The organism is uncultured Sphingomonas sp., assembly GCF_964021865.1.
In the GTDB taxonomy this organism is placed as follows: Bacteria; Pseudomonadota; Alphaproteobacteria; order Sphingomonadales; family Sphingomonadaceae; genus Sphingomonas.
Map to the genome: position 1 here is coordinate 1 of NZ_CAXIAM010000036.1, position 22,054 is coordinate 22,054.

23 protein-coding genes and 1 other RNA gene are annotated in these 22,054 nt (G+C 67.9%); 18 read left to right on the forward strand and 6 right to left on the reverse strand.

All coding sequences use genetic code 11. The annotated features are described in order from the left end of the window. From ruvB to ftsH, 6 genes are all read left to right on the forward strand, one after another. The coding region (gene ruvB / locus AADI75_RS10580) for a Holliday junction branch migration DNA helicase RuvB (RefSeq protein WP_341208995.1) at positions 1-741 on the forward strand (741 nt) is incomplete at its 5' end. A 187-nt stretch (positions 742-928) separates the two neighbouring features. Further along, on the forward strand, positions 929-3,196 hold the full coding sequence (gene ptsP, locus AADI75_RS10585) for a phosphoenolpyruvate--protein phosphotransferase (RefSeq protein WP_341208996.1): 2,268 nt from the start codon (positions 929-931) through the stop codon (positions 3,194-3,196). Positions 3,197-3,304: 108 nt separating this feature from the next. Then, positions 3,305-4,192 carry a RodZ domain-containing protein gene (locus AADI75_RS10590; RefSeq protein ID WP_341208997.1) on the forward strand — a complete coding sequence of 296 codons (888 nt, stop codon included), beginning with the start codon at positions 3,305-3,307 and terminating at the stop codon, positions 4,190-4,192. An 85-nt stretch (positions 4,193-4,277) separates the two neighbouring features. Further along, the gene (locus tag AADI75_RS10595) at positions 4,278-5,156 is read left to right on the forward strand and encodes a tetratricopeptide repeat protein (RefSeq protein ID WP_341208998.1); all 879 of its coding nucleotides are present in this window, start codon (positions 4,278-4,280) and stop codon (positions 5,154-5,156) included. A 1-nt stretch (position 5,157) separates the two neighbouring features. Continuing rightward, complete coding sequence (tilS, locus tag AADI75_RS10600; protein WP_341208999.1) at positions 5,158-6,165, forward strand: tRNA lysidine(34) synthetase TilS; 1,008 nt, start codon at positions 5,158-5,160, stop codon at positions 6,163-6,165. A gap of 64 nt (positions 6,166-6,229) precedes the next feature. Further along, the gene (gene ftsH / locus AADI75_RS10605) at positions 6,230-8,212 is read left to right on the forward strand and encodes an ATP-dependent zinc metalloprotease FtsH (protein ID WP_341209000.1); all 1,983 of its coding nucleotides are present in this window, start codon (positions 6,230-6,232) and stop codon (positions 8,210-8,212) included. Positions 8,213-8,533: 321 nt separating this feature from the next. On the opposite strand, the gene ligA is transcribed toward ftsH, so the two are convergent. Both ligA and AADI75_RS10615 read right to left on the reverse strand, forming a co-directional pair. Then, positions 8,534-10,675: an NAD-dependent DNA ligase LigA gene (gene ligA, locus AADI75_RS10610; protein WP_341209001.1), complete on the reverse strand. Its 2,142-nt coding sequence runs from the start codon at positions 10,673-10,675 to the stop codon at positions 8,534-8,536. A gap of 40 nt (positions 10,676-10,715) precedes the next feature. Continuing rightward, the gene (locus tag AADI75_RS10615; protein WP_028966173.1) at positions 10,716-11,147 is read right to left on the reverse strand and encodes an Rrf2 family transcriptional regulator; all 432 of its coding nucleotides are present in this window, start codon (positions 11,145-11,147) and stop codon (positions 10,716-10,718) included. Between the two features lie 45 nt (positions 11,148-11,192). Between AADI75_RS10615 and ssrA the strand changes: the two genes are divergently transcribed. Then, positions 11,193-11,579: a transfer-messenger RNA gene (ssrA, locus tag AADI75_RS10620) on the forward strand. Between the two features lie 20 nt (positions 11,580-11,599). Here ssrA and AADI75_RS10625 read toward each other — a convergent pair. The 3 genes from AADI75_RS10625 to AADI75_RS10635 all read right to left on the reverse strand — a co-directional run bounded on the left by AADI75_RS10625 (position 11,600) and on the right by AADI75_RS10635 (position 13,841). Next, positions 11,600-11,764 carry a hypothetical protein gene (locus AADI75_RS10625; protein WP_341209002.1) on the reverse strand — a complete coding sequence of 55 codons (165 nt, stop codon included), beginning with the start codon at positions 11,762-11,764 and terminating at the stop codon, positions 11,600-11,602. Positions 11,765-11,892: 128 nt separating this feature from the next. Then, positions 11,893-12,681: an SDR family oxidoreductase gene (locus tag AADI75_RS10630; protein ID WP_341209003.1), complete on the reverse strand. Its 789-nt coding sequence runs from the start codon at positions 12,679-12,681 to the stop codon at positions 11,893-11,895. Positions 12,682-12,695: 14 nt separating this feature from the next. Then, on the reverse strand, positions 12,696-13,841 hold the full coding sequence (locus AADI75_RS10635) for an acyl-CoA dehydrogenase family protein (protein ID WP_341209004.1): 1,146 nt from the start codon (positions 13,839-13,841) through the stop codon (positions 12,696-12,698). A 147-nt stretch (positions 13,842-13,988) separates the two neighbouring features. Between AADI75_RS10635 and AADI75_RS10640 the strand changes: the two genes are divergently transcribed. Together AADI75_RS10640 and AADI75_RS10645 are read left to right on the forward strand one after the other, a co-directional pair. Further along, a complete protein-coding gene (locus tag AADI75_RS10640) occupies positions 13,989-14,162 on the forward strand; it encodes a hypothetical protein (RefSeq protein WP_341209005.1) in 174 nt (57 codons plus the stop codon). 91 nt (positions 14,163-14,253) lie between these two features. After that, the gene (locus AADI75_RS10645) at positions 14,254-14,751 is read left to right on the forward strand and encodes a CHAP domain-containing protein (RefSeq protein WP_341209006.1); all 498 of its coding nucleotides are present in this window, start codon (positions 14,254-14,256) and stop codon (positions 14,749-14,751) included. 7 nt (positions 14,752-14,758) lie between these two features. Here AADI75_RS10645 and msrB read toward each other — a convergent pair whose 3' ends face one another. After that, positions 14,759-15,265 carry a peptide-methionine (R)-S-oxide reductase MsrB gene (gene msrB, locus AADI75_RS10650; RefSeq protein WP_341209007.1) on the reverse strand — a complete coding sequence of 169 codons (507 nt, stop codon included), beginning with the start codon at positions 15,263-15,265 and terminating at the stop codon, positions 14,759-14,761. 69 nt (positions 15,266-15,334) lie between these two features. On the opposite strand from msrB, the gene AADI75_RS10655 reads away from it, so the two are divergent. The 9 genes from AADI75_RS10655 (at position 15,335) to AADI75_RS10695 (ending at position 22,050) form a co-directional block, all read left to right on the forward strand. After that, positions 15,335-15,607 carry a hypothetical protein gene (locus tag AADI75_RS10655; RefSeq protein WP_341209008.1) on the forward strand — a complete coding sequence of 91 codons (273 nt, stop codon included), beginning with the start codon at positions 15,335-15,337 and terminating at the stop codon, positions 15,605-15,607. A 43-nt stretch (positions 15,608-15,650) separates the two neighbouring features. Next, the gene (locus AADI75_RS10660; RefSeq protein WP_341209009.1) at positions 15,651-16,907 is read left to right on the forward strand and encodes a glutamate-5-semialdehyde dehydrogenase; all 1,257 of its coding nucleotides are present in this window, start codon (positions 15,651-15,653) and stop codon (positions 16,905-16,907) included. A 2-nt stretch (positions 16,908-16,909) separates the two neighbouring features. After that, positions 16,910-17,554, forward strand: coding sequence for a nicotinate-nucleotide adenylyltransferase (locus tag AADI75_RS10665; RefSeq protein ID WP_341209025.1), 645 nt, complete (start codon positions 16,910-16,912; stop codon positions 17,552-17,554). Between the two features lie 2 nt (positions 17,555-17,556). Beyond that, positions 17,557-17,949: a ribosome silencing factor gene (rsfS, locus tag AADI75_RS10670; protein ID WP_341209010.1), complete on the forward strand. Its 393-nt coding sequence runs from the start codon at positions 17,557-17,559 to the stop codon at positions 17,947-17,949. Positions 17,950-18,062: 113 nt separating this feature from the next. After that, complete coding sequence (locus AADI75_RS10675) at positions 18,063-18,485, forward strand: 23S rRNA (pseudouridine(1915)-N(3))-methyltransferase RlmH (RefSeq protein WP_341209011.1); 423 nt, start codon at positions 18,063-18,065, stop codon at positions 18,483-18,485. Next, positions 18,485-19,555: a peptidoglycan DD-metalloendopeptidase family protein gene (locus AADI75_RS10680; RefSeq protein WP_341209012.1), complete on the forward strand. Its 1,071-nt coding sequence runs from the start codon at positions 18,485-18,487 to the stop codon at positions 19,553-19,555. The genes AADI75_RS10675 and AADI75_RS10680 overlap by 1 nt, the downstream gene beginning before the upstream one ends. Before the next feature lie 106 nt (positions 19,556-19,661). Then, positions 19,662-21,038 (forward strand): S41 family peptidase, encoded by a 1,377-nt coding sequence (locus tag AADI75_RS10685; protein WP_341209013.1) that lies wholly within the window; start codon positions 19,662-19,664, stop codon positions 21,036-21,038. After that, positions 21,038-21,520 carry a disulfide bond formation protein B gene (locus AADI75_RS10690; protein ID WP_341209014.1) on the forward strand — a complete coding sequence of 161 codons (483 nt, stop codon included), beginning with the start codon at positions 21,038-21,040 and terminating at the stop codon, positions 21,518-21,520. Before AADI75_RS10685 ends, AADI75_RS10690 begins: the two co-directional genes overlap by 1 nt. Continuing rightward, a complete protein-coding gene (locus AADI75_RS10695; protein WP_341209015.1) occupies positions 21,517-22,050 on the forward strand; it encodes a demethoxyubiquinone hydroxylase family protein in 534 nt (177 codons plus the stop codon). The genes AADI75_RS10690 and AADI75_RS10695 overlap by 4 nt, the downstream gene beginning before the upstream one ends. Positions 22,051-22,054: the final 4 nt, after the last annotated feature.

Genomic DNA, 22,054 nt, shown 5'->3' on the forward strand with positions numbered 1-22,054 from the left:
CTGGCGGCGCTGCTCACCAACCTCGAGGACGGCGACGGGCTGTTCATCGACGAGATCCACCGGCTGCAACCGGCGGTCGAGGAAGTGCTCTATCCGGCGATGGAGGATCGCGCGCTCGACCTGATGATCGGGGAGGGGCCGTCGGCACGCAGCGTGCGGATCGACCTGCCGCGCTTCACACTGGTGGGGGCGACGACGCGGCAGGGATTGCTGACCACGCCGCTGCGCGATCGGTTCGGGATCCCGGTGCGACTGCAATTCTATACCGTCGAGGAGCTGGAGCGGGTGGTGTCGCGTGCGGCGCAATTGCTCGATCTCGGCATCGCACGCGACGGGGCAATGGAGATCGCGCGGCGTGCGCGGGGTACGCCGCGGATTGCGGGACGGCTGCTGCGCCGCGTGCGCGACTTCGCCAATGTCGCCGGGTCGCCGGTGGTGGATGCGACGGTCGCGGATCGCGCGCTCAACCGGCTGGAGGTCGACAAGCTCGGGCTCGACGCGATGGATCGCCGCTATCTGACGATGATCGCAGACATCTATCGCGGCGGGCCGGTCGGCGTGGAGACGCTGGCGGCCGGGCTGAGCGAGCCGCGCGATACGATCGAGGAAGTGATCGAGCCGTATCTGATCCAGCTGGGGCTGGTCGCGCGCACCGCCCGCGGACGCGTGCTCAATGCCGGCGGGTGGAAGCACCTGGGCCTCAACCCGCCCGCGGGATCGCAGGACGGGTTGTTCGACTGAGATCGGCCGTCTGTCCTACGCGCGGTGATCCTGTCACAAGCAGTCAATGATGCCACGGTGCGAATGTTGAGGAAAGTGGCGCCAGCGTCTCAACGTTCGCAACATTCGAGCCGGGGCTGGCCAAGTGCGACCACAAAAGAAAATTGCTGCGTGGCACCCAAGCCACAGGTCTGATAGCCACCCGTCCATGCCCGTGTCCGCCGCCCGCTCCGCCCGCGAAATCCTGGTCAACCTGCACGACGTGATGGCCGCGCGCTCGAACGCGCAAGCCAAGCTCAACTCGGTGGTGGAGATCATCGGCGAGGCGCTGGATAGCGAGGTGTGCTCGATTTACCTGCTGCGCGAAGGCGTGCTGGAGCTGTTCGCGACGCGCGGGCTCGATCCGGCCGCGGTGCATGTCACCAAGCTGGCGCTGGGCGAAGGGCTGGTGGGCACGATCGCGCAGCACAATGAGGTGCTCAACCTCGACGAGGCGACCAGCCATCCCGACTTCGCCTACAAGCCCGAGACCGGCGAGGATCGCTATCACAGCTTCGCGGGCGTGCCGATCATCCGGCGCGAGCGCGCGGTGGGCGTGCTGGCGGTGCAGCATGCCGATCCGCGCCGCTACGAGGATGTCGAGATCGAGGCGCTGCAGACCGTCGCGATGGTGCTGAGCGAGCTGATCGCCAATGCCGGGCTGATCGACCAGGCCGGCCCGCGCGACCGGCCGCAATCAACCGCCCCGACGCGCATCGCCGGGCAGAAGCTGGTCGACGGCATGGCGGTGGGCTGCGCGGTCTTCCACCAGCCGCGTATCCATATCGAGCACACCGTTGCCGAGGATACCGAGGCCGAGCGCCACCGCGTCTATGCCGCGTTCGACAAGATGCGCGAGCAGATCGACCGGATCGCGCGCGAGGCCGAGTTCGGGGTCGGCGACGAGCATCAGGAGGTGATCGCCACCTACAAGATGTTCGCCTATGACGAGGGCTGGGCGCGGCGCATCAACGAGGCGATCGACAGCGGGCTGACCGCGGAGGCGGCGATCGAGCGCGTCCAGCAGCGCACGCGCCAGCGGATGCGCGAGATCGACGATCCGCTGCTCGCCGACCGGATGCACGATCTGGAGGATCTGTCGAACCGCTTGCTGCGGATCGTCTCCGGCCAGATGGGCACCGCGGCGCAGATGGGGCTGCGCCAGGACACGATCCTGATCGCGCGCAACCTCGGCCCGGCGGAATTGCTCGAATATGATCGCCGCCGGCTGAAGGGCGTGGTGCTGGAGGAAGGCTCGCTGACCGCGCACGTCACGATCGTCGCGCGCGCGATGGGCGTGCCGGTGCTGGGGCGGGTCCGCGACGTGCGGCGGTTGATCGCGGAGGGCGACCTGCTGTTGCTCGACGTGACCGAGGGGACGCTGACCGTCCGCCCGACCGGCGCGATGGAGGAGGCGTTCGAGGCGAGCCTCGCCGCGCGACAGAAGCGCCGGGCCGCCTATGCCGCGTTGCGCGATGTCGCGCCGGTCACGAAGGACGGGCATCGCCTGACGGTGATGGTCAACGCCGGGTTGCGCGACGATGTCGCCGCGCTCGACGTGACCGGGGCGGACGGGATCGGACTGTTCCGCACCGAATTCCAGTTCCTCGTTTCCGCAACGCTGCCGCAGCGCGAGCGGCAGCAGCGGCTGTATCGCGAGGTGCTGGACGCCGCCGGCGCGCGCCCGGTGATCTTCCGCACCGTCGATATCGGCGGCGACAAGGCATTGCCGTATCTGATCCATGCCGAGGACGAAGAGAACCCGGCGATGGGCTGGCGCGCGCTGCGGCTTGCGCTGGAACGCGACGGGTTGATGAAGGCGCAGGCGCGTGCTTTGCTGGAGGCGGCGGCGGGGCGGACGCTGAACGTGATGTTCCCGATGGTGTCCGAAGCCTGGGAGTTCGACGAGGCGCGCGCCTTGTTCGAGAAACAACGCGATTTCCTCGGCGCGCGTGGCAAGCGGCTGCCGCTGGAGGTCAATTACGGCGCGATGCTGGAGGTGCCGGCGCTCGCGTTTCAGCTCGACCTGTTGCTGCCTGCGGTCGATTTCCTGTCGATCGGCACCAACGATCTGACGCAATTCCTGTTCGCGGCCGATCGCGCCAATCCGAAGCTGGCGGAACGTTACGACTGGCTGTCGACCTCGATCCTGCGTTTCCTGCGCCGGGTCGCGGTGCCCGCGGCGCAGGCCGGGGTGCCGGTCGGCGTGTGCGGTGAGATGGGAGGACGACCGCTGGAGGCGATGGCGCTGATCGGGATCGGGATCGACCGGCTGTCGATCACCCCGGCGGCGGTCGGGCCGGTCAAGGCGATGATCCGCTCGCTCGATCGCGGCGCGCTGGGCGCCTTCATGGAGACGCTGCTCGCGCGTCCGCCGCGCGATGTGCGTGGGGCGCTGGCGCGCTGGGCGGCGGAGCAGGGCGTCGAACTGGCGTAGCGATCCGACGAATCGAGTCAGCGACATGCAGCGCGGCGTGTTGACACGTCCGTGACGCTTTGAAAGACGATGGGTGCATCGCGAGAAACGCAGGGGTCGGAGACAATAATGAGCGAAGGCGAGCATCCGGCGCAGGCGACGTCGCCGAGCGACGCTCCGCAGCCCGGCACGGTCGGCGCCCGCCTGCGGGCCGCTCGCGAGGCGCAGGGGCTGTCGGTGGCCGAGGTGGCGGCGCGGACCCGCGTGACGCAACGCTTCCTGGAGGCGCTGGAGGACGACCGGCTCGATCTGCTGCCGTCGCCGACCTATGCTTCGGGATTTGCACGGGCCTATGCGCGCGCGGTGGGGCTCGATCAGGCCGAGATCGGGCGTGGTATCCGCGGCGAGCTGGCGCGCGGCGCGATGCCGATGCGGCAGCATCACATCGAAGAGATCGCCGATCCGTCGCGCGGGCCGTCGCGGGGCACGGTGATCGTGGCCGCCGGCATCGCGCTGGCGGTGCTGATACTCGGCGTGCTCTGGCTGTCGACCGGCATGTTCCGCGGCACGCAGGAGTCGCCGGAGGCGGCCGCCAGCCCGACGACGGTGGCGCGCAGTGCGCCGGTGCCGCCGCCCAGCCCGACCCCCGCGACCGGCAAGGTGGTGCTGACCGCCAGGAACGAGGTGTGGATGCGCGTCTACGACGGCGCGAACAAAACGCTGTTCACCGGCACGTTGCAGCCTGGCCAGACCTTTGAGGTGCCCGCGGGCACCGATCGGCCGATGCTGAACATCGGGCGACCGGACCAGTTGCAGGTGACGGTCGACGGTCGCGCGCTGCCGCCGTTGGGCGACGGCAAGCGGGCGATGAAGGACGTCGGCGTCAGTGCCGAGGCATTGGCCGCGCGCTTCGCGGGTGCGCCCACGCCGGCGGCAAGCCCCTCCGCCGTCGCGAGCCCGTCGGCCGCGACGAACGGTGCGGCGGTGCCCCCCGCGTTCCAGAACAACGGCGGATGACGTATTGCTGCCGCCCGCTTAAGGCTGGCGACAGCAGTGATATTCCAGAACATTATCCGGTGCCGATGCACCGGGGGACGGAAAGATGACCAAGTTTCTAGCAGGCGCCGCGATCGCCCTTACTCTTGCCAGCCCCGCGCTGGCGCAGCGCGACGCGCCGGTCGAGGCGCGCGTCGGCAAGCTCGAAAGCGAGATGCGCGCGGTGCAGCGCAAGGTGTTTCCGGGCGGCGCGGGGATGATGGTCGAGCCGCAGATCGCGCCGAGCGCGCCGACGCCGGTCGAAGCCGCCGGGGTGCCCGCATCGGGCGCGATCACCGACCTGACCGCGCGCGTCACCTCGCTCGAACAGCAACTGGCGTCGATGACCGGGCAGATCGAGCAGAACGACTATCGGCTGCGCCAGCTGGAGGGGCAGTTCGCCGATTACCGCAAGGCGACCGACGCCAAGCTCGCCGCCCCGCCGGCCGCCACACCGGTCGCGCCGGTCGGTGGCCCCGAGGTGACCGTTCCCGAAGCGCCCGTTCCGGCCGACAAGACCGCCAGCGCCACCGCGGTGGCGAAGCCGAGCACGGGTGATGCGGCCGAGGACGGCTATCTCTACGGCTATCGTCTGTGGGAGGCCAAGCGTTATGGCGAAGCGGTGACGGCGCTCAAGAAGGTCGTTGCCGACTATCCCAAGTCGCGCCGCGCCAGCTATGCGCAGAATTTGATCGGCCGCGCCTATCTGGACGATGGCAAGCCGAGCCTCGCGTCGATTGCCTTCTACGACAATTACAAGAAGATGCCGGACGGCGAACGCGCGCCGGACAGCCTGTTCTATCTGGGCAGCGCGCTGGTGAAGCTCGACAAGGCCGCAGATGCCTGCAAGGTCTATGGCGAGCTGACCGACGTTTATGGCGCGACCATTTCCGCCAAGATGAAGGCCGACGTCGTCAAGGCACGTGCCGCCGCCAAGTGCAAGTGAGGTGACGTTGCGTCCGCTGCCCCCGGCGGCGGTCGCGCGGTTTCGGGCAGATGTCGAGCGGCTGGTCGCGCGTGGGTCCGACGGCGCGACAGTGACGGAGCCGGTGCGGCTGGCGTTGGCCGTGTCGGGCGGTGCGGACAGCATGGCGATGCTTCGGCTGGGCGCGGCGGCGTTTCCAAGACGGATCGTCGCCGTGACCTTCGATCATCGGCTCCGCCCGGAATCGGCGGAAGAGGCGGCGATGGTCGGACGGGTCTGCGCGGCGCTTGGCGTTCCGCATCACGTTCTTTGCCCATCCGCGCCGATCACCGGCAATAGCGTGCAGATGCGGGCGCGAGACGCGCGCTATGCCGCGATGGGCGCTTGGGCGCGCGCGCAGGATATGTCGTTCCTGCTGACCGCGCACCATGCCGACGACCAGGCCGAGACGTTGCTAATGCGGTTGCAGCGCGGCTGTGGGCTGTCAGGGCTTTCGGCGATCCGCGCGGTGCGTCTGGACAGCTTCGGCGTCGTCTTGCGGCCGCTGCTCGGCTGGCGGCGCACGGAATTGCGCACGATGGCTGCGGACAGCGCGACGCCGTTCGTCGACGATCCCTCGAACGACGATCCGCGGCACGATCGCACACGGGCGCGCGCGCTGCTGGCCGCGACGCCGGGGCTGGATCCGGTCGCGCTGGCGGCGTCGGCGGGCTTTCTTGCCGAGGCGGAGGAGGTGCTCGTCCGCCACGCCGAGCGGATCTGGGCCGAGCGCTGGCACGGGCCAGATCACGGCCTCTCGATCGCCGCCGAATCGCGCGATCTGCGGCGGCGGCTGGTGCGCCGCGCGCTGGCCGAAACGCGGGTGCGACTCGGGATCATGCAGCCGGCGTTCGAGCGTGATTCGGCCAACGTCGAGGCGCTGCTCGACGCGCTGGAAGCGGGACGAAGTGCGACCCAGGCCGGGATTATGGTGCGCACCGGGCCCAAAGGATGGATCTTTTCTACAGCGCCGCCGCGTCGATCACTCTGACCGACGTTGTTCCATTGCCATTAACCTGTCGAAGCCTACATTATAGCCGACGGAAAGGTAGCCGATGAACGACAACGACAGGCAGCCCGGAAACGGCGGCAACGACAATAACGGTTCGGGCGGTCCGAATCCGTGGATGAAAAGCCTGCTGATCTGGGTCGGCGTGCTGCTCTCGCTCGCGGTAGTGGTCACGCTGTTCGACGGCCGGACGAGCACCGCGCAGGGCAATACGATCGCTTATTCCACCTTCCTCGACAAGGTCGACGAAGGCACGGTGAAGAGCGTCAACGTCAGCCGCGACATGATCTCGGGCAGCTTCTCGAGCGGTGACAAGTTCCGCACGTATCCGGTGCAGGATTCGGGGCTGATCGACCGGCTGCGCAAGTCGGGCGTCGAAGTCGCGGGCAAGCCCGAGGAGGGGCCGTCGGTCTGGATGGTGCTTCTGTACCAGTCGTTGCCGTTCCTGCTGTTCCTCGGCATCGCGTTTTTCGTGCTGCGCCAGATGCAAAAGGGCGGCGGCGCGGGCGGCGCGATGGGCTTCGGCAAGAGCCGCGCGCGGATGCTGACGCAGAAGGAAGGCAAGGTTACGTTCGACGATGTCGCAGGCATCGACGAGGCGCGGGCTGAGCTGACCGAGATTGTCGATTTCCTGAAAGACCCGACGAAGTTCGCCCGACTGGGCGGCAAGATCCCGAAGGGTGCGTTGCTGGTCGGTTCGCCGGGTACCGGCAAGACACTGTTGGCGCGCGCAATCGCGGGCGAGGCGGGCGTGCCGTTCTTCACCATCTCGGGCTCGGACTTCGTGGAGATGTTTGTCGGCGTGGGGGCAAGCCGCGTGCGCGACATGTTCGAGCAGGCCAAGAAGAGCGCGCCGTGCATCGTCTTCATCGACGAGATCGACGCGGTCGGTCGCCATCGCGGTGCCGGTCTGGGCAACGGCAACGACGAGCGCGAGCAGACGCTGAACCAGCTGCTGGTCGAGATGGACGGCTTCGAGGCCAACGAAGGGATCATCATCGTTGCGGCGACCAATCGCCCCGACGTGCTCGATCCCGCGCTGCTGCGGCCAGGCCGCTTCGATCGTCAGGTGGTGGTGCCGCGTCCCGACATTGATGGTCGCGTCAAGATCCTCGAAGTGCATATGAAGAAGGTGCCACTCGCGCCTGACGTCGATGCCCGCACGATCGCGCGCGGCACGCCGGGCTTCTCGGGCGCCGATCTCGCCAATCTCGTCAACGAGGCGGCGCTGATGGCGGCGCGCAAGGGCAAGCGACTGGTCGCGAATGCCGAGTTCGAAGAGGCCAAGGACAAGGTCATGATGGGCGCGGAGCGTCGCAGCATGGTCATGACTGAGGACGAGAAGCGCATGACCGCCTATCACGAGGCGGGCCACGCCATCGTTGCGCTGCACGAGCCGGCATCGGATCCGATCCACAAGGCGACGATCATCCCGCGCGGCCGCGCGCTGGGCATGGTGATGCGGCTGCCGGAGCGCGACAGCTACAGCTACCATCGCGACAAGATGTACGCGAACCTCGCGGTGGCAATGGGCGGGCGGATCGCCGAGGAAGTGATCTTCGGCTATGACAAGGTGTCGAGCGGCGCGAGCGGCGACATTCAATATGCCACCGGTCTGGCGCGCGACATGGTCACGAAGTGGGGCATGTCCGACAAGGTCGGCCCGGTCGAATATGCCCAGCCCGAAGGCGAGAGCTTCCTCGGCTATTCGTCGAGCCAGCCGGTGCGGATGTCGAACGCGACCGCGCAGCTGATCGACGACGAGATCAAGGCGATCGTCGAGGGCGGGCTGCACCGCGCCAAGCAGGTACTGACCGATCACCTCGACCAGCTTCACACGCTGGCCGGCGCGCTGCTTGAATATGAGACGCTGAGCGGCGACGAGATCAAGCGCTTGATCGCGGGTGAGGAACTCGACCGGCGCGATCAGGGGCCGAAGGCGCCGTCGGTGCCGGCGGTGGGGACGTCGATCCCGAAGACCAAGCGTCCGTCGGGGCCGTTCGGGAATCCGTCGCCGGCCGGGGCGTGATTTCTGTGGTTGATGGGTGATGGAGGAGGCGGCCTGCGGGTCGCCTCTTTTTTATTCGCGGTCGGGTGAGGCCTCGTCATTGCGAGCGCATGCGAAGCAATCCAGGGCGTTCTGGTCCGGCTCTGGTTTGCTTCGCTGCGCTCGCAATGACGGAAAGGGTAGGGCGGCGAGTGCCGCCTCGTCTGTGAAGGAGTTACTCGCGCTGCTCCTTCGTCACCCCGGATGCGAGCCGGGACGCCGGACTGAGGCCGGCGGCATCTGCATCTTCCTCACGACGCGGGAGAAAAGTGCCGAATGCCGGAATGACGGTTGTGCAGACGTCTATGCCCCCGCGCCGGCGACGATCGCGTTCCAGCCGGCTTCGTCGATCACCGTTATCCCCAGTTCCGCCGCCTTGGTCGCCTTCGATCCCGCACCCGGGCCGGCGACGAGCAGGTCGGTCTTCTTCGAGACCGATCCTGCAACATGCGCGCCGAGCCGTTCGGCTTGCGCCTTCGCCTCGTCGCGGCTGAGCGTTTCGAGCTTGCCGGTGAAGACCACGGTCTTGCCGGTCACTTCCGACCCACGCGTCTCGACCACGAACGGCGGCGGGGTCACTTCGGCGAGCAGATCGTCCCACACCGCCTGATTGTGCGGCTCGTGGAAGAAGTCGGCGAGCGCGTGGCCGACCGCCGCGCCGACATTCTCGACGCCGATCAGCTCGGCGATCGCCTTGTCGAGGCGGGTGCGGTGGCGCTCCGGTGTTTCGCCAATCACCGCGGGTAACACGTCGCGGAGCGAAATAACCTCGTGCGCCTTCTCGGCGAGCGCGTCGAGCGTGACATAACGCTTGAGCAAATCACGTGCGGTGACAATCCCGACGTGGCGGATGCCGAGCCCGAACAGCAGCCGCGCCGCATCGGGTTCGCGCCGCGCCTCGATCGCGTCAAGCAGCGCGTCGACCGAGCGCGCCTGCCAGCCCTCGCGCCCGACCAGCTCGTCGCGGTGCGTGGCGAGGCGGAAAATGTCGGCGGGTTCCTTGATCCAGCCGAGGTCGAGCAGTTCGACGAGCGTCTTCTCGCCGAGCCCGTCGATGTCCAGCGCACCGCGGCTGACGAAATGCTTGAGCCGTTCGAGCCGCTGCGCCGGGCAGACCAGCCCGCCGGTGCAGCGCACGTCGACCTCGCCCTCCTCGGCGACCGCCTCGCTATGGCAGATCGGGCAATGGTCGGGGAAGGCGAATGGCGGCAGCTCGGCGGCGCGCGGCAGCACCGCGACGATCTGCGGGATGACGTCGCCGGCGCGTTGCAGGACTACGCGGTCGCCTTCGCGCGCGTCTAGCCGGGCGATTTCGTCGCGGTTGTGAAGCGTGGCGTTGGTGACGACGACTCCGCCGACCGTGACCGGGGTGAGGCGTGCGACAGGGGTTAGTTTTCCGGTGCGGCCGACCTGGATGTCGATCCGCTCCAGCGTGGTCTGCGCCTGTTCGGCGGGGAATTTGTGCGCAATCGCCCAGCGCGGCGCGCGGCCGACGCTCCCCAGCCGTTCCTGCCAGTCGAGCCGGTCGAGCTTGTAGACGACGCCGTCAATGTCGAAGGGCAAATCGGCGCGCCGCGCCTCGATCGCCCGGTACACCGCCAGCGCGCCGGCGACATCGTCGCAGCGCGCGAAGGCGTCGGCGATCGGGAAGCGCCAGTCGCGCAGCGTCGCGACGACGGCGGCCTGCGTGTCGCCGGGGATCGCGCTAGCCTCTCCCCAGCCGTGTGCCAGGAAGCGGAGCGGGCGGGCGCGCGTGACATCCGGGTCCTTCTGGCGAAGCGAGCCGGCCGCGGCGTTGCGCGGGTTGGCGAACTGGCGCGCTTCCTTGCCGGTGGTTTCGGCCTCTTCGGCGAGCCGGCGGTTGAGCGCCGCGAAGGCCGCTTTCTCCATATAGACCTCGCCGCGCACTTCGAAGACGTCGGGCGCGGCGGGGGGGAGGGTGGCGGGGATGTCGGCGATCGTGCGGACATTGGCGGTCACGTCCTCTCCGACCGCACCGTCGCCGCGGGTCAGCGCCTGCACCAGCCGGCGGTCCTCATAGCGTAGCGAGCAGGACAGCCCGTCGATCTTGGGCTCGGCGGTGAGCGCGACCGGTTCGTCGGCATCGAGCCGCAAGAAGCGGCGGACGCGGGCGACGAACTCAGAGACGTCGTCGTCGGAGAAGGCGTTGTCGAGGCTCATCATCGCGCGGGCGTGTGCGACCTTGGCGAGATGCGCGGCGGGGGCGGCGCCGATCTGGCGGCTCGGCGAATCGTCGCGGATCAGCGCGGGGAAAGCCTGTTCGATCGCGCGGTTGCGACGCGCCAGCGCGTCATAGGCCGCGTCGCTGATCTCGGGCGCGTCCTCGGTATGATAGCGCTGGTTGTGGTAGGCGATCTCGGCGGCCAGCCGCGCCAGCTCGGCAGCGGCGGCGGTGTCGTTCTCGGGCAGCGGCGCGTCGGTCATGGCACCGGGTTAGAAAACCCTCGCGACAGCGTCCATCATTTCACGCAGCGGCGAGCTTCTCCGCGGTGGCATCGGCGAGGCTGGTGCCGTCGAGGATGCGCGCGGTTTCGTCGCGCACGCGCATCATCGCCAGCCGGATCGCGCACTCCGCCTCGCTCTTGCAATCCTTGCACGGGCGATAGGCAGTGCGGCTGACGCAGGGGACGAGCGCGAGCGGCCCCTCGATCACGCGGATCACCTCGCCCAGCGAGATCAGATGCGCGGGGCGCGACAGGACATAGCCGCCCATCTTGCCGCGATAGCTGTGCAGCAGCCCGGCGTCGCGCAGGTCGGCAAGGATCAACTCCAGGAACTTGCGCGGAACATTCGCCTCGGCCGCGATGCGCGTCATCGGCGTCGGGGGCGCACCCGCCGGAGCGGTGGCCAAAAACAGCATCGATCGCAGGGCATAACGGGAGCGCTGGGTAAGCATGACCCACTATATACAGGGATATTGTGGCGGGCAAATGGCCGTACGCCCCTTTTCCAATCGCTTCGCGTGCCCTATATCTCCCTTTGTCGGGTTCTACCCGGCTATGGCGATAAACTGCGGCGTAAAATAGATGCAGCGGACCCGGGGGCAGTACCCGGCGGCTCCACCATAACCGGTGGTGTATCTGGACACCGTTTCTGACGGGGCCGAACCAGGATCGACGTGTGTTGAAAGGCGCTGTTTTCGCTCGGAATGGGACCACCGCAACGGCCCATTACACAAGTGCCAACGATAACGAAGCACTCGCGATTGCGGCGTAACTGATGGCCTAACGGCCTGACGTTAAACCAAAATAGCGCGGTTGGACCCCACCGGGCAACAGAAGGGGAATCCAGCGGTACGGGGAGCACCGGGCAACAGAAGCTCCCCACTCATCATTTGCATCGCGGGTGTCAGTCGTTGCCGAGCAGCGACGATTTGCGCGGGATCGTTTCCTTGTTGGGCTGGCCCTTGTCGAGTTGATCGGAGGGGCGGCGCGCGTCGCCCTGCTTCTGATGCTCGGTCGAGAGATTGGGGCGTTCGGTTTCGGTGGTCGGGTGGATCGCGTCGTCGGTCATCGCATCGTCTCCTCGTGCGCAGACCAACGGACCGTATCGTGCCGCCGTTCCCGTGGTTTGGGGCGGGATCGCGGTACAACGGTTCGTCATCGCGAGCGGACGAGAGCTGATCGGGCAGGGGCGGCCGCCTAGCCGTCGATGCTGCCGCCAAGCGCGGCGTGAACCAGTCCGCCGTCGACCGCGATCGTTTCCCCGACGACATAGTCGCCCGCGCGGCTGGCGAGATAGATGGCGGTGCCGGCCATATCTTCGTCAGTGCCGATGCGGCGCGCCGGGATCGCTTTGGCCACCGCATCGCCATGATCGCGCGCGGCGCGGTTCATCTCGCTGGCGAAAGCGCCGGGCGCGATCGAGGTGACGTTGATGCCGTCGCGGATGAGCCGCGCCGCCAGTCGCTTGGTCAGATAGATCAGCGCCGACTTGGAGGCGTGATAGCTGTACGTCTCCCACGGGTTGAGGCGCAGGCCGTCGATCGACGTGATGTTGATGACCTTGGCAGGCCGTTGATGCGCGGCGCCGGCTTTCAACAGCCCATGCAGCGCCTGGGTGAGGAAGAACGGCGACTTGACGTTGAGGTCCATGACCTTGTCCCAGCCGCTTTCCGGAAACTCCTCGAACGCCACCCCCCATGCCGCACCGGCATTGTTGACGAGGATGTCGAGCCGCTCCTCACGCTCCGCCAATGCCGCAGCGAGCGCGCGGCAGCCGTCAACGGTCGAGATATCCTGCGGGAGCGCGATGCAATTCTCGCCGAGTTCGGCGGCGGTTTCGGCGCAGGCGTCGGCCTTGCGGCTGGAGACATAGACGCGCGCGCCCTGCGCGACGAAGCCGGCGGCGATCATCTTGCCGATCCCGCGGCTGCCCCCCGTGACCAGCGCGACGCGGCCGTCGAGCCGGAACAGCTTGCCGGTATCCATATGAACCCTCTCCCTTATCCGCCGCGCTTCAACGTCTCGCGGGCGATGATCAATTGCTGGATTTGGCTGGTGCCTTCGTAGATGCGGAACAGCCGCACGTCGCGGTACAGCCGTTCGACGCCGTAATCGGCGATATAGCCCGCGCCGCCGAGGATCTGCACCGCGCGATCGGCAACGCGCCCGACCATCTCGCTGGCGAAATATTTGGCGGCGGCGCTTTCCAGAATGACGTCGTCGCCGGCATCCTTCCGGGCGGCGGTGTCGAGCACCAGCGCGCGGGCGGCGAGCGCCTCGGTCTTGGAATCGGCGATCATCGCCTGAATGAGCTGATGCTCGGCGATCGCCTTGCCGAACTGGCGGCGACTGGTGGCGTAGGCGACGGCGTCGGCGATCAACCGCTCGGCAACGCCGACACAGACCGCGGCGATGTGCAGCCGGCCACGGTCGAGCACCTGCATCGCGATGCGGAAACCGTCGCCCTCCGCACCCAGCCGGTTCGCGGCCGGGACGGACACGTCATCGAACACGACGTCGGCGACTTTCGCGCCCTTCTGACCCATCTTCTTCTCGGGCGCGCCGATCGTAACGCCGGGCAGGTCGCGCGGCACGAGGAAGGCCGAGACGCCGCGCCCGCCCTTTTCCTCGCCGGTGCGCGCCATCACCGTGAACAGGTCGGCACGATCGGCATTGGTGATGTAGCGTTTGGTGCCGGCCAGCCGATAGACGTCGCCATCGCGCACCGCGCGGGTGGTGACGCTGCCCGAATCGCTGCCGACATCGGGTTCGGTGAGCGCGAAGCTGGTGATGATCTCGCCGGTGGCGATCCGCGGAAGCCACGCGGCTTTCTGTTCGGCGCTGCCCGCGATCACCAGCCCCTGACTGCCGATCCCGACATTGGTGCCGAACGCGGAGCGGAACGCCGGAGTGGTGCGGCCGAGTTCGATCGCAACGCGCACTTCCTCGCCCATCGTCAGCCCGAGACCGCCATATTCCGGGTCGATCGACAACCCGAACAGCCCAAGGTCGCGCATCTCGGCGATGACGGTGTCGGGCACCGCATCGTCGGCTTCGACCTGCGCCTCCAACGGGCGAAGCCGCTCCGCGACGAAGCGGCGAACGGTGGCGATCAGGGCATCGAACGTCTGGGAGTCCAGCGCCATGGCGGCAGTCTCTTCCTCTACGCGGGCAGAGGGTCGGCTTAGATGCCGATCAGGGGATCGGCAAGCAGCAATCGATACTCGACGTTCGAAAGAACATCTATGCGATAGGGTGGGCAGCGTACTCCGCCACTGAAAACCGGAGCAGGCATGACCGCGACTCGTCAGGTCCGCTCGATCGAGGCGGATTTTAAGACCCCGGTAAGACTCAAGGGCAGCCTCGCTGCCCCGCTTTCGGCGGCGATGTTCGGTTCGTCGTCAGTCATCTTCGGTTCATCCGAAAAGGTTCCCGCGGCATTTGTTGATTCAGATCTTTCTGGTTAGCCGAGGGTCATCAATCCTGTTGACCGGGGGGTCACCCGTGAACGCCAAGGTATGGACAGCGCGATTTGCGCTGGTGGTTTCTTGCGCCCTGATGGGCATCGCTCCGGCGCAGGCGCGCTCGCTGCAGTGCGCGCCGTTTGCGCGTGAAGTGTCGGGTATCGACATTCACGGCAATGCCAACACCTGGTGGGGTCAAGCGGCGGGCCGCTACGACCGCGGGACGGCGCCCGAGGTCGGGGCGGTGATGGCGTTCAAGGCGACGCGCGCGATGCCGGTCGGGCATGTCGCGATGGTGAGCAAGATCGTTAGCGGCCGTGAAGTGCTGCTCACGCATGCGAACTGGTCGCGGCGCGGCGGGATCGAGCGCGACGTTCGCGCGGTCGACGTCTCCGCGGCGGGTGACTGGAGCGAAGTGCGGGTGTGGTTCGCCGGGATCGGCGACCTCGGCACCAGCAGCTATCCGCTGGCCGGGTTCATCTATGCCGGCAAGGCGCCGACGACGATCGAGAGCGACGCGCCGCTGACGCCGCTGACGATTGCGACCTCGGCGGTGGTGCCGGTCGGCGGCGCGGTCCCCTCCGCGCGCTGAGTTTTGGTCAGGCGGGGCGGAAGGTCATCGCGACGCCGTTCATGCAATAGCGTTTTCCGGTCGGCCGCGGCCCGTCGTCGAAGACGTGGCCGAGATGTCCGCCGCAGCGGCTGCAATGGACCTCGGTCCGCACCATCCCCAGTGTCGAATCGCGGTGATAGCCGACCGCGCGTGGCAGCGGCGCGGTAAAGCTGGGCCAGCCGGTGCCGCTTTCGAATTTCGTTTTGGACGAGAACAGCGGCTGGGCGCAGCCCTTGCACGCGAACGTACCATTACGGTGCTCACCGTTTAGCGGGCTGCTGTAAGGGCGTTCCGTTCCTTCGCGGCGCAGCACGTCGAAGGCCGCTTGGCCTAGCTGTGCCTGCCATTGCGCGTCGGTGCGCGCGACGGGAAAACGCTCTGCCGCGTCCGCCGTTCGCGATCCGCACGCGAGCAAGGTCGTGGCGAGAACGCCGCTGCCGGCAACGGCGAGAAAGCGGCGACGGTTTGGAGCTGCTTCGTTCATGCCACGCATATGGTGGCGAGCGGAACGATCCGCCAGCGCAGGAACATATTGTGACTCAGATTTGTTGATTGAGTTACCATGTCCTTCCAGCAGCTCGATCCGCCGCTTCCGGTCCACGTCCTCGACAAGGGCGCGGGCTATGCCTTTGCCGTCATCGATTACGGCCAGGAGCATAACCTCATTTGGGTGACCGCGATCAACGACACCGGCGAGATCTGGTGCGCGCCGAACCCGCGGGTGCGGTTGCAGGCCAATTGGACGATGGGGCGGGCACGTCCCCCGGCCGTGTCGAGCGCTATCGGCGGCGATTGTGCGCCGCTGGTCAGCGAGCCGGTCGACAAGCCGAACTGACCCGCGGCTGGGCGTAAGACGTCGTGCGTGCTACGGTGCGCCCATGTCGGACGACGCCACCATTCTGATCGCCACGCTCGCGGGCCGTGCGCGCGCCGCTGCCCGTCACCTTGCAGGGTTGAGCGACGAGCGGAAATCGGCGGCGCTGCTATCGACGGCGGATATGTTGCGTCAGGCGACCTCCGATATACTGGAGGCCAATGCGCTCGATCTGGAGCGTGGCCGGCGTAATGGCCTGTCGGACGCGATGCTCGATCGCCTGCGGCTTGACGAAGTTCGTATAGAGGGAATCGCGGCGGCGGTCGCGACCGTTGCCGATCTCGCCGATCCGGTCGGGCAGGTCATCGACACCGCCGAGCGCCCGAATGGTTTGGTGTTGAGCCGGGTGCGGGTGCCGATCGGGGTGATCGGGATCATCTACGAAAGCCGTCCGAACGTGACCGCCGACGCGGCGGCACTGTGCGTGCGCTCGGGGAATGCGGTGATCCTGCGCGGCGGATCGGAGGCGGTGGAGAGCAACCGCGTGATCCATGCGGCGTTCGTGCGCGGGCTGGAAGCGACGGGGCTGCCGAGTGACGCGGTGCAACTCGTGCCGACCACCGATCGTGCCGCGGTCGGCGCGCTGCTCGCGGCGGCCGGGGCGATCGACCTCATCATTCCGCGTGGGGGGCGCAGTCTGGTCGAACGCGTCCAGAACGAGGCGCGCGTGCCGGTGCTCGCCCACCTCGATGGGATCAATCACGTTTTCGTCCACCGCTCCGCCGATGCGGAGATGGCGACGCGGATCGTGCTCGATGCAAAGATGCGGCGGACGGGTGTATGCGGCGCAATGGAGACGTTGCTGATTGATCGTGACTGGCCGCACGCCGCATCGCTTATCGGCGCGCTTGCCGAGCGGGGCTGTGCGGTGCGGGGTGACGAAGCCGCGCGCGCGCTGGTGCCGTCGATCGACGCTGCCGGGCCGGCCGATTGGGATACCGAATATCTCGATGCGATTGCGTCGGTGGCGATCGTCGACGGGCTGGACGGCGCGCTGGAGCATATCGCGGCGCACGGCTCGCACCATACCGATGCAATCGTCGCCCAGGATCACGCGGTCGCCGAGCGTTTCCTTCGCGACGTCGACTCGGCGATCGTGCTATGGAACGCGTCGACGCAATTCGCCGATGGCGGCGAGTTCGGGCTGGGCGCGGAGATCGGGATCGCCACCGGGCGGCTTCATGCGCGCGGGCCGGTCGCGCTCGAAGGGCTGACCACCTACAAGTGGCTGGGGCGCGGCAGCGGGCAGATCCGGGGTTGACGATCCGGCGTGTCGGGCTGCTCGGCGGCTCGTTCAATCCTGCGCATCGCGGGCACCGCCATGTCACGCTGGAAGCGATCCGGCTGCTCGGTCTGGATGAGGCATGGTGGCTGGTCTCGCCGGGCAACCCGCTGAAGCCGCGCGCGGGCATGGCGCCGTTCGCCGCGCGGCTCGCCTCGGCACGCACGATGGCGCGGCGCGCGCCGATCCGCGCGAGCGATCTGGAGGCGCGGCTGCGGACCCGCTACACCGTCGATACCCTGCGGACGATCGTCCAACGCTATCCGCGCAATCGCTTCGTCTGGATCATGGGTGCGGACAATCTCGCGCAATTTCATGAGTGGCGGCAGTGGCGGACGATCGCGCGCACGATGCCGATTGCGGTGTTGACCCGTCCGGGCTATGACGACGACGCTCTCGCGGGTCCCGCGATGGGCTGGCTGCGGCGCTATCGGCGGCCCGCGCGCCAGGCGACGAACTGGGCCGAGTGGAGTGTGCCAGCCCTGGTGCTGCTGCGTTTCCGCCCCGACCGGACATCCGCGACGCAATTGCGCGCCGTCGATCCCGACTGGCATGTTCGCTACGCCAATCCGATATCTGTGACCTCAATCCCCGCTGCGTCGTCGTCGCGGCAACCCCAGGAGTAACCTTGCCCGCCACCGAACCCGCCCGCCGCTCGCCCGATTCCACGGATGTCGAGGCGCTGCATCGTCTGGTCCTGCAATCGCTGGACGACGATCAGGCGGTGGACACGATCTCGATCCCGCTTGCGGGCAAATCGTCGATCGCCGACTATATGGTCATCGCCAGCGGGCGCTCGACCCGGCAGGTCGCGTCAATGGCGCAGAAGCTGGCCGAGCGGATCAAGGGCGAAACCGGCCGTCCGGCGCGGATCGAGGGGCTGCCGAACGCCGATTGGGTGCTGATCGACGGTGGCGACGTGATCGTCCACCTGTTCCGCCCCGAGGTGCGCAGCTTCTACAATCTGGAGCGCATGTGGTCCTTCGGCGATGCACCCGCGCCGAGCGCCGCGCCGAACTGAAAGTAGGTCGTTGGCTGTCACCATCCCGGTCCCTTCGACAAGCTCAGGAGCGCCTTGATCCGGGGTCGTTCCGGCTAGCTCCGAGTTCCGGCCCGTTCTGGTAGAAGGCGCATATGCTGCTGCACATCGTCGCGCGGGGCCGGATCGGGCGGTCGTCCGAGGCCGAACTTGTCGACCGCTATCTGAAGCGGATCGTCTGGCCGACGCGGGTCAGCGAGCTGCCCGATCGTGGCGGGCGCGAGCCGGACCGACCGGCGCAGGGACGCCGCATCCTGCTCGACGAGAAGGGCGAAGTGCTGGGCTCGGTCGCCTTTGCCGAGCGGATTGGGCGGTGGCGCGACGATGGCGTGCGCGAGGCGCGCTTCCTGATCGGGGCAGCCGACGGTTTCTCCGACGCCGAGCGTGGCGAAGCCGATATGCTGCTGTCGTTCGGTCGCGCGACCTGGCCGCATCTGCTCGCGCGCGCGATGCTGGCCGAGCAATTGTTTCGCGCGACCAGCATTCTGGCGAATCACCCCTATCATCGCGAGGGATGATGCCGCGCCGGTCGTCATTCGTGGCGCTGTCGGTCGTCCTCCTGTTCGGAGCGGCGGCGCTCGCCACCGCGCAGCCGGGCGTGGTCGCCAAGCGGCGCGCGCAAATGCTGGAGAAGCGCGCCGATACGATCGCCGACCCGGCGCAACGCGCGCAACTGCGTGAGGCGGCGGTCGCCGCGCGGGTGTCGGCTGCGGAAGCCGATCTTGCGGTCTTGCAGGCGCAGGCGGCGGTGATCGACCGGCGGCTGGCGAGGCAGCGCGCGCTGCTCGCCGCGCGCGAGGCGCCGGTCGCGCGGTTGCTCGCGACGCTGACCGTGCTTGCCCGTCGGCCTGCGATCGTAACGCTTGCGCAGCCGGGCAGCGTCGCGGACCTCGTCCACGCCCAGGCGGTGTCGGCGGCGATCCTGCCAGTGTTGCGCGCGCGGTCGGCGGAGTTGCGCCGCGCGGTGGCGCACGGCCGCGTGATGCAGGCGAGTGCGATCGCAGCGCAACGCCGGTTGCGTGCCGCCCGTGCCCGGCTGGTCGAGGCGCGTGAGCAACTTTCAGCGGTGACCGGCGGCGATGACGACCGCGCGTTGGCCATGGAGGAGGCGGTGCGCGACACCGCCGAGCGGTTGACGACGCTGGGCAGCGAGCAGGCGGTGCTCGCCGATCTCATGACGCTGCCGCTGCCGCCGATGCCGCGCGAGGTGCCGGCGGGGAGAAACAGCGCCTATCGCTTGCCGGTGGCGGGGCGGTTGGTGACCGGCATGGGCGAAGTGTCGGGCAATGGCGTCCGCGCGCGCGGGCTGACGCTGGCGGTGCCTGCCGTAGCGACGATCGTCGCCCCGGCGGGCGGGCGGGTGCGGTTCGCGGGACCGTTCCGCAGCTTCGGGCGGATCGTGATCGTCGATCATGGCGCGGGCTGGACGTCGTTGATCGCGGGGCTCGGCACCGTCGCCGTGGAGAGCGGGGCGAGCGTCGCGGCGGGTGCGCGACTTGGCGTTGCGCCGAAGGTCGACGGGGCGCGCATTACGGTCGAATTGCGCCGTCGTGGCCGCCCGGTCGATATCGCGCAGCTCGTCGGGTGAGCGCGCCGGCCGCTCAGCCGCCATTCAGCCGCGCAGGCGCTTTGATCGCCTCGGCAATTCCGCTACACCGTGGGATCGTCCATTCGCAGGAACAGTTTCGCCCGTCATGAAGTCAAAGCTGCTCCCGGCCGTTGCGCTGGTCACCACCATCGCCACCGTGCCGGTCGCCACCGGGGCGATGGCCGCGTCGGACACCGCCACCTATCGCCAGCTCGACAAATTTCTCGACGTCTACAATCGCGTGAAGGCCGACTACGTCGACAAGGTCACCGACGATCAACTGATGAAGGGTGCGATCGACGGAATGCTGGCGGCGCTCGACCCGCACAGCAGCTATGTCGACGCGTCCGATTTCGACAATCTTCGCATCCAGACCGAGGGCAATTACGGCGGGCTGGGCCTGACCGTCTCGATGGAAGACGGCGCGGTGAAGGTGATCGCGCCGCAGGAGGACACGCCCGCCGGGCGCGCGGGGATTAAGTCGGGTGACTTCATCACGCATATCGACGGCAAGCTGATCTACGGGGGGACGCTGGACGAGGCGACCGCACAGATGCGTGGCAAGCCCGGCACGAAGGTGACGCTTACGTTGATCCGCCCCGGCCGCGACAAGCCGATCGTCGTGACCTTGCAGCGCGAGGTGATCGTGCAGCGCCCGGTCAAATGGGAAGTGAAGGGCGATGTCGGCTACATCAACATAAACACCTTCTCCGAACAGACCGGCGCGGACACGCGCGCCGCGATCATGGCCATCGACAAGGCGCTGGGGCACCGTCCGCTCGGCTATGTCGTCGACCTGCGCGAGAATGGCGGCGGATTGCTGACGCAGGCGATCGAGGTGTCAGACGCGTTCCTCGACCGCGGCGAGATCGTCAGCCAGCGCGGGCGCGAGAAGGACGATATCGAGCGCTATTTTGCGCGGCCGGGCGACGACGCGCACGGGCTGCCGGTGATCGTGCTGACCGACTCCGGCACCGCCTCGGCCAGCGAGATCGTCGCCGGCGCATTGCAGGATCATCACCGCGCGCTGGTGATGGGCGAGCGGACGTTCGGCAAGGGGTCCGTGCAGACGTTGCTCCAGCTCGGCCCGCGCACCGCGCTACGGCTGACCACCGCGCGCTATTTCACCCCATCGGGACGCAGCGTGCAGGAGGGCGGGATCGAGCCCGACATCAAGGTGCCGCAAATCTCCGACCCCGATTACAAGTCGCGTCCGGTGTTCCGCGAGGCCGATCTGCGCCGGCACCTGATCAACGAGATCAAGTCGCCCGACAATGCGGTGCTGGAAGAGGACGTGAAGGATGATCCACGCTTCGCGACCGCGCCCGACGCGCTGAAGAAGCAGGGGATCGAGGACTTTCAGCTCTGGTACGCGTTGAAGACAATTGCGCGACTGGGCGGCGCAACGCAGGTCGCGGCGGTGACGCAGGCGATGACGGTCAAGCCGACCGCCGCCGCCACGGCGGCGCCGGTGAAGAAGTGATGGCGACCGGCCTACGCAACGCGCGGCTGCTTGCGTTGCTGATCCCGGCGGCGCTGCTGGGCGGCGCTTGGGCGTTCCAGCTCCTCGGCGGGCTGTATCCGTGCGAGATGTGCCATTGGCAGCGCTGGCCGCATTATGGCGCGCTCGCGATGGCGGTGCTGGCGTTCGTGACCGGCGGGCCGCGCGTCAGAGCGACGCTGGTCGCGGGTGCGGCGGCGTTGATCGCGGTGTCGGGCTTGATCGGCGTCTTCCACGCCGGGGTCGAATATCATTGGTGGCAGGGGATTACCGCCTGCACGCAGACCACCAACCTGTCCGGCCTGTCCACCGATCAGGCCTTGAAGGACCTGCTCGCCGCCCCCATCGTTCGATGTGACGCGCCGCAATGGTCGCTGCTCGGCGTCTCGTTGGCGGGCTGGAATGCGGTGATCTCGCTGGTCGGTGCGGTGCTGATCGGGACGCAATTGAGGAGGCGTGGATGACCTGGAAGCCCGGCGACCGTCCGCATCCGTCCGCGTCGATGATCCGCGTCGATCAGGCCGGCGAGTTCGGTGCGATCCGCATCTATGCGGGGCAACTCGCAATCATGGGGCAGCGTTCGCCGATGGCGCGCAAGATCTCCGCGATGGCGTTGCAGGAGGAAAAGCACCGCGCGTTCTTCGATCGGATGATCGTCGAGCGCGGCGTGCGGCCGACGCTGTTCCAGCCGTTCTGGGACGTCGCGGGTTTCGCCTTGGGGGCGGTGACCGCTGCGATCGGGCCAGAGGCGGCGATGGCCTGCACCGCCGCGGTCGAGACCGAGATCGACAAACATTACGAGGAGCAGCTGGTCGCGCTGGGCGACAGCGATCCCGAGCTGTCCGACGCGATCCGCGAGTTCCAGGCCGAGGAACTGGAGCATCGCGACACTGCGCTGGCCAACGGCGCGGAGGATGCGCCGGCCTATCCGTTGCTGTCGGCGGCGATCCGGCTCGGGTGCCGCGTCGCGATCGCCACTGCCAAACGTCTGTAGAAGG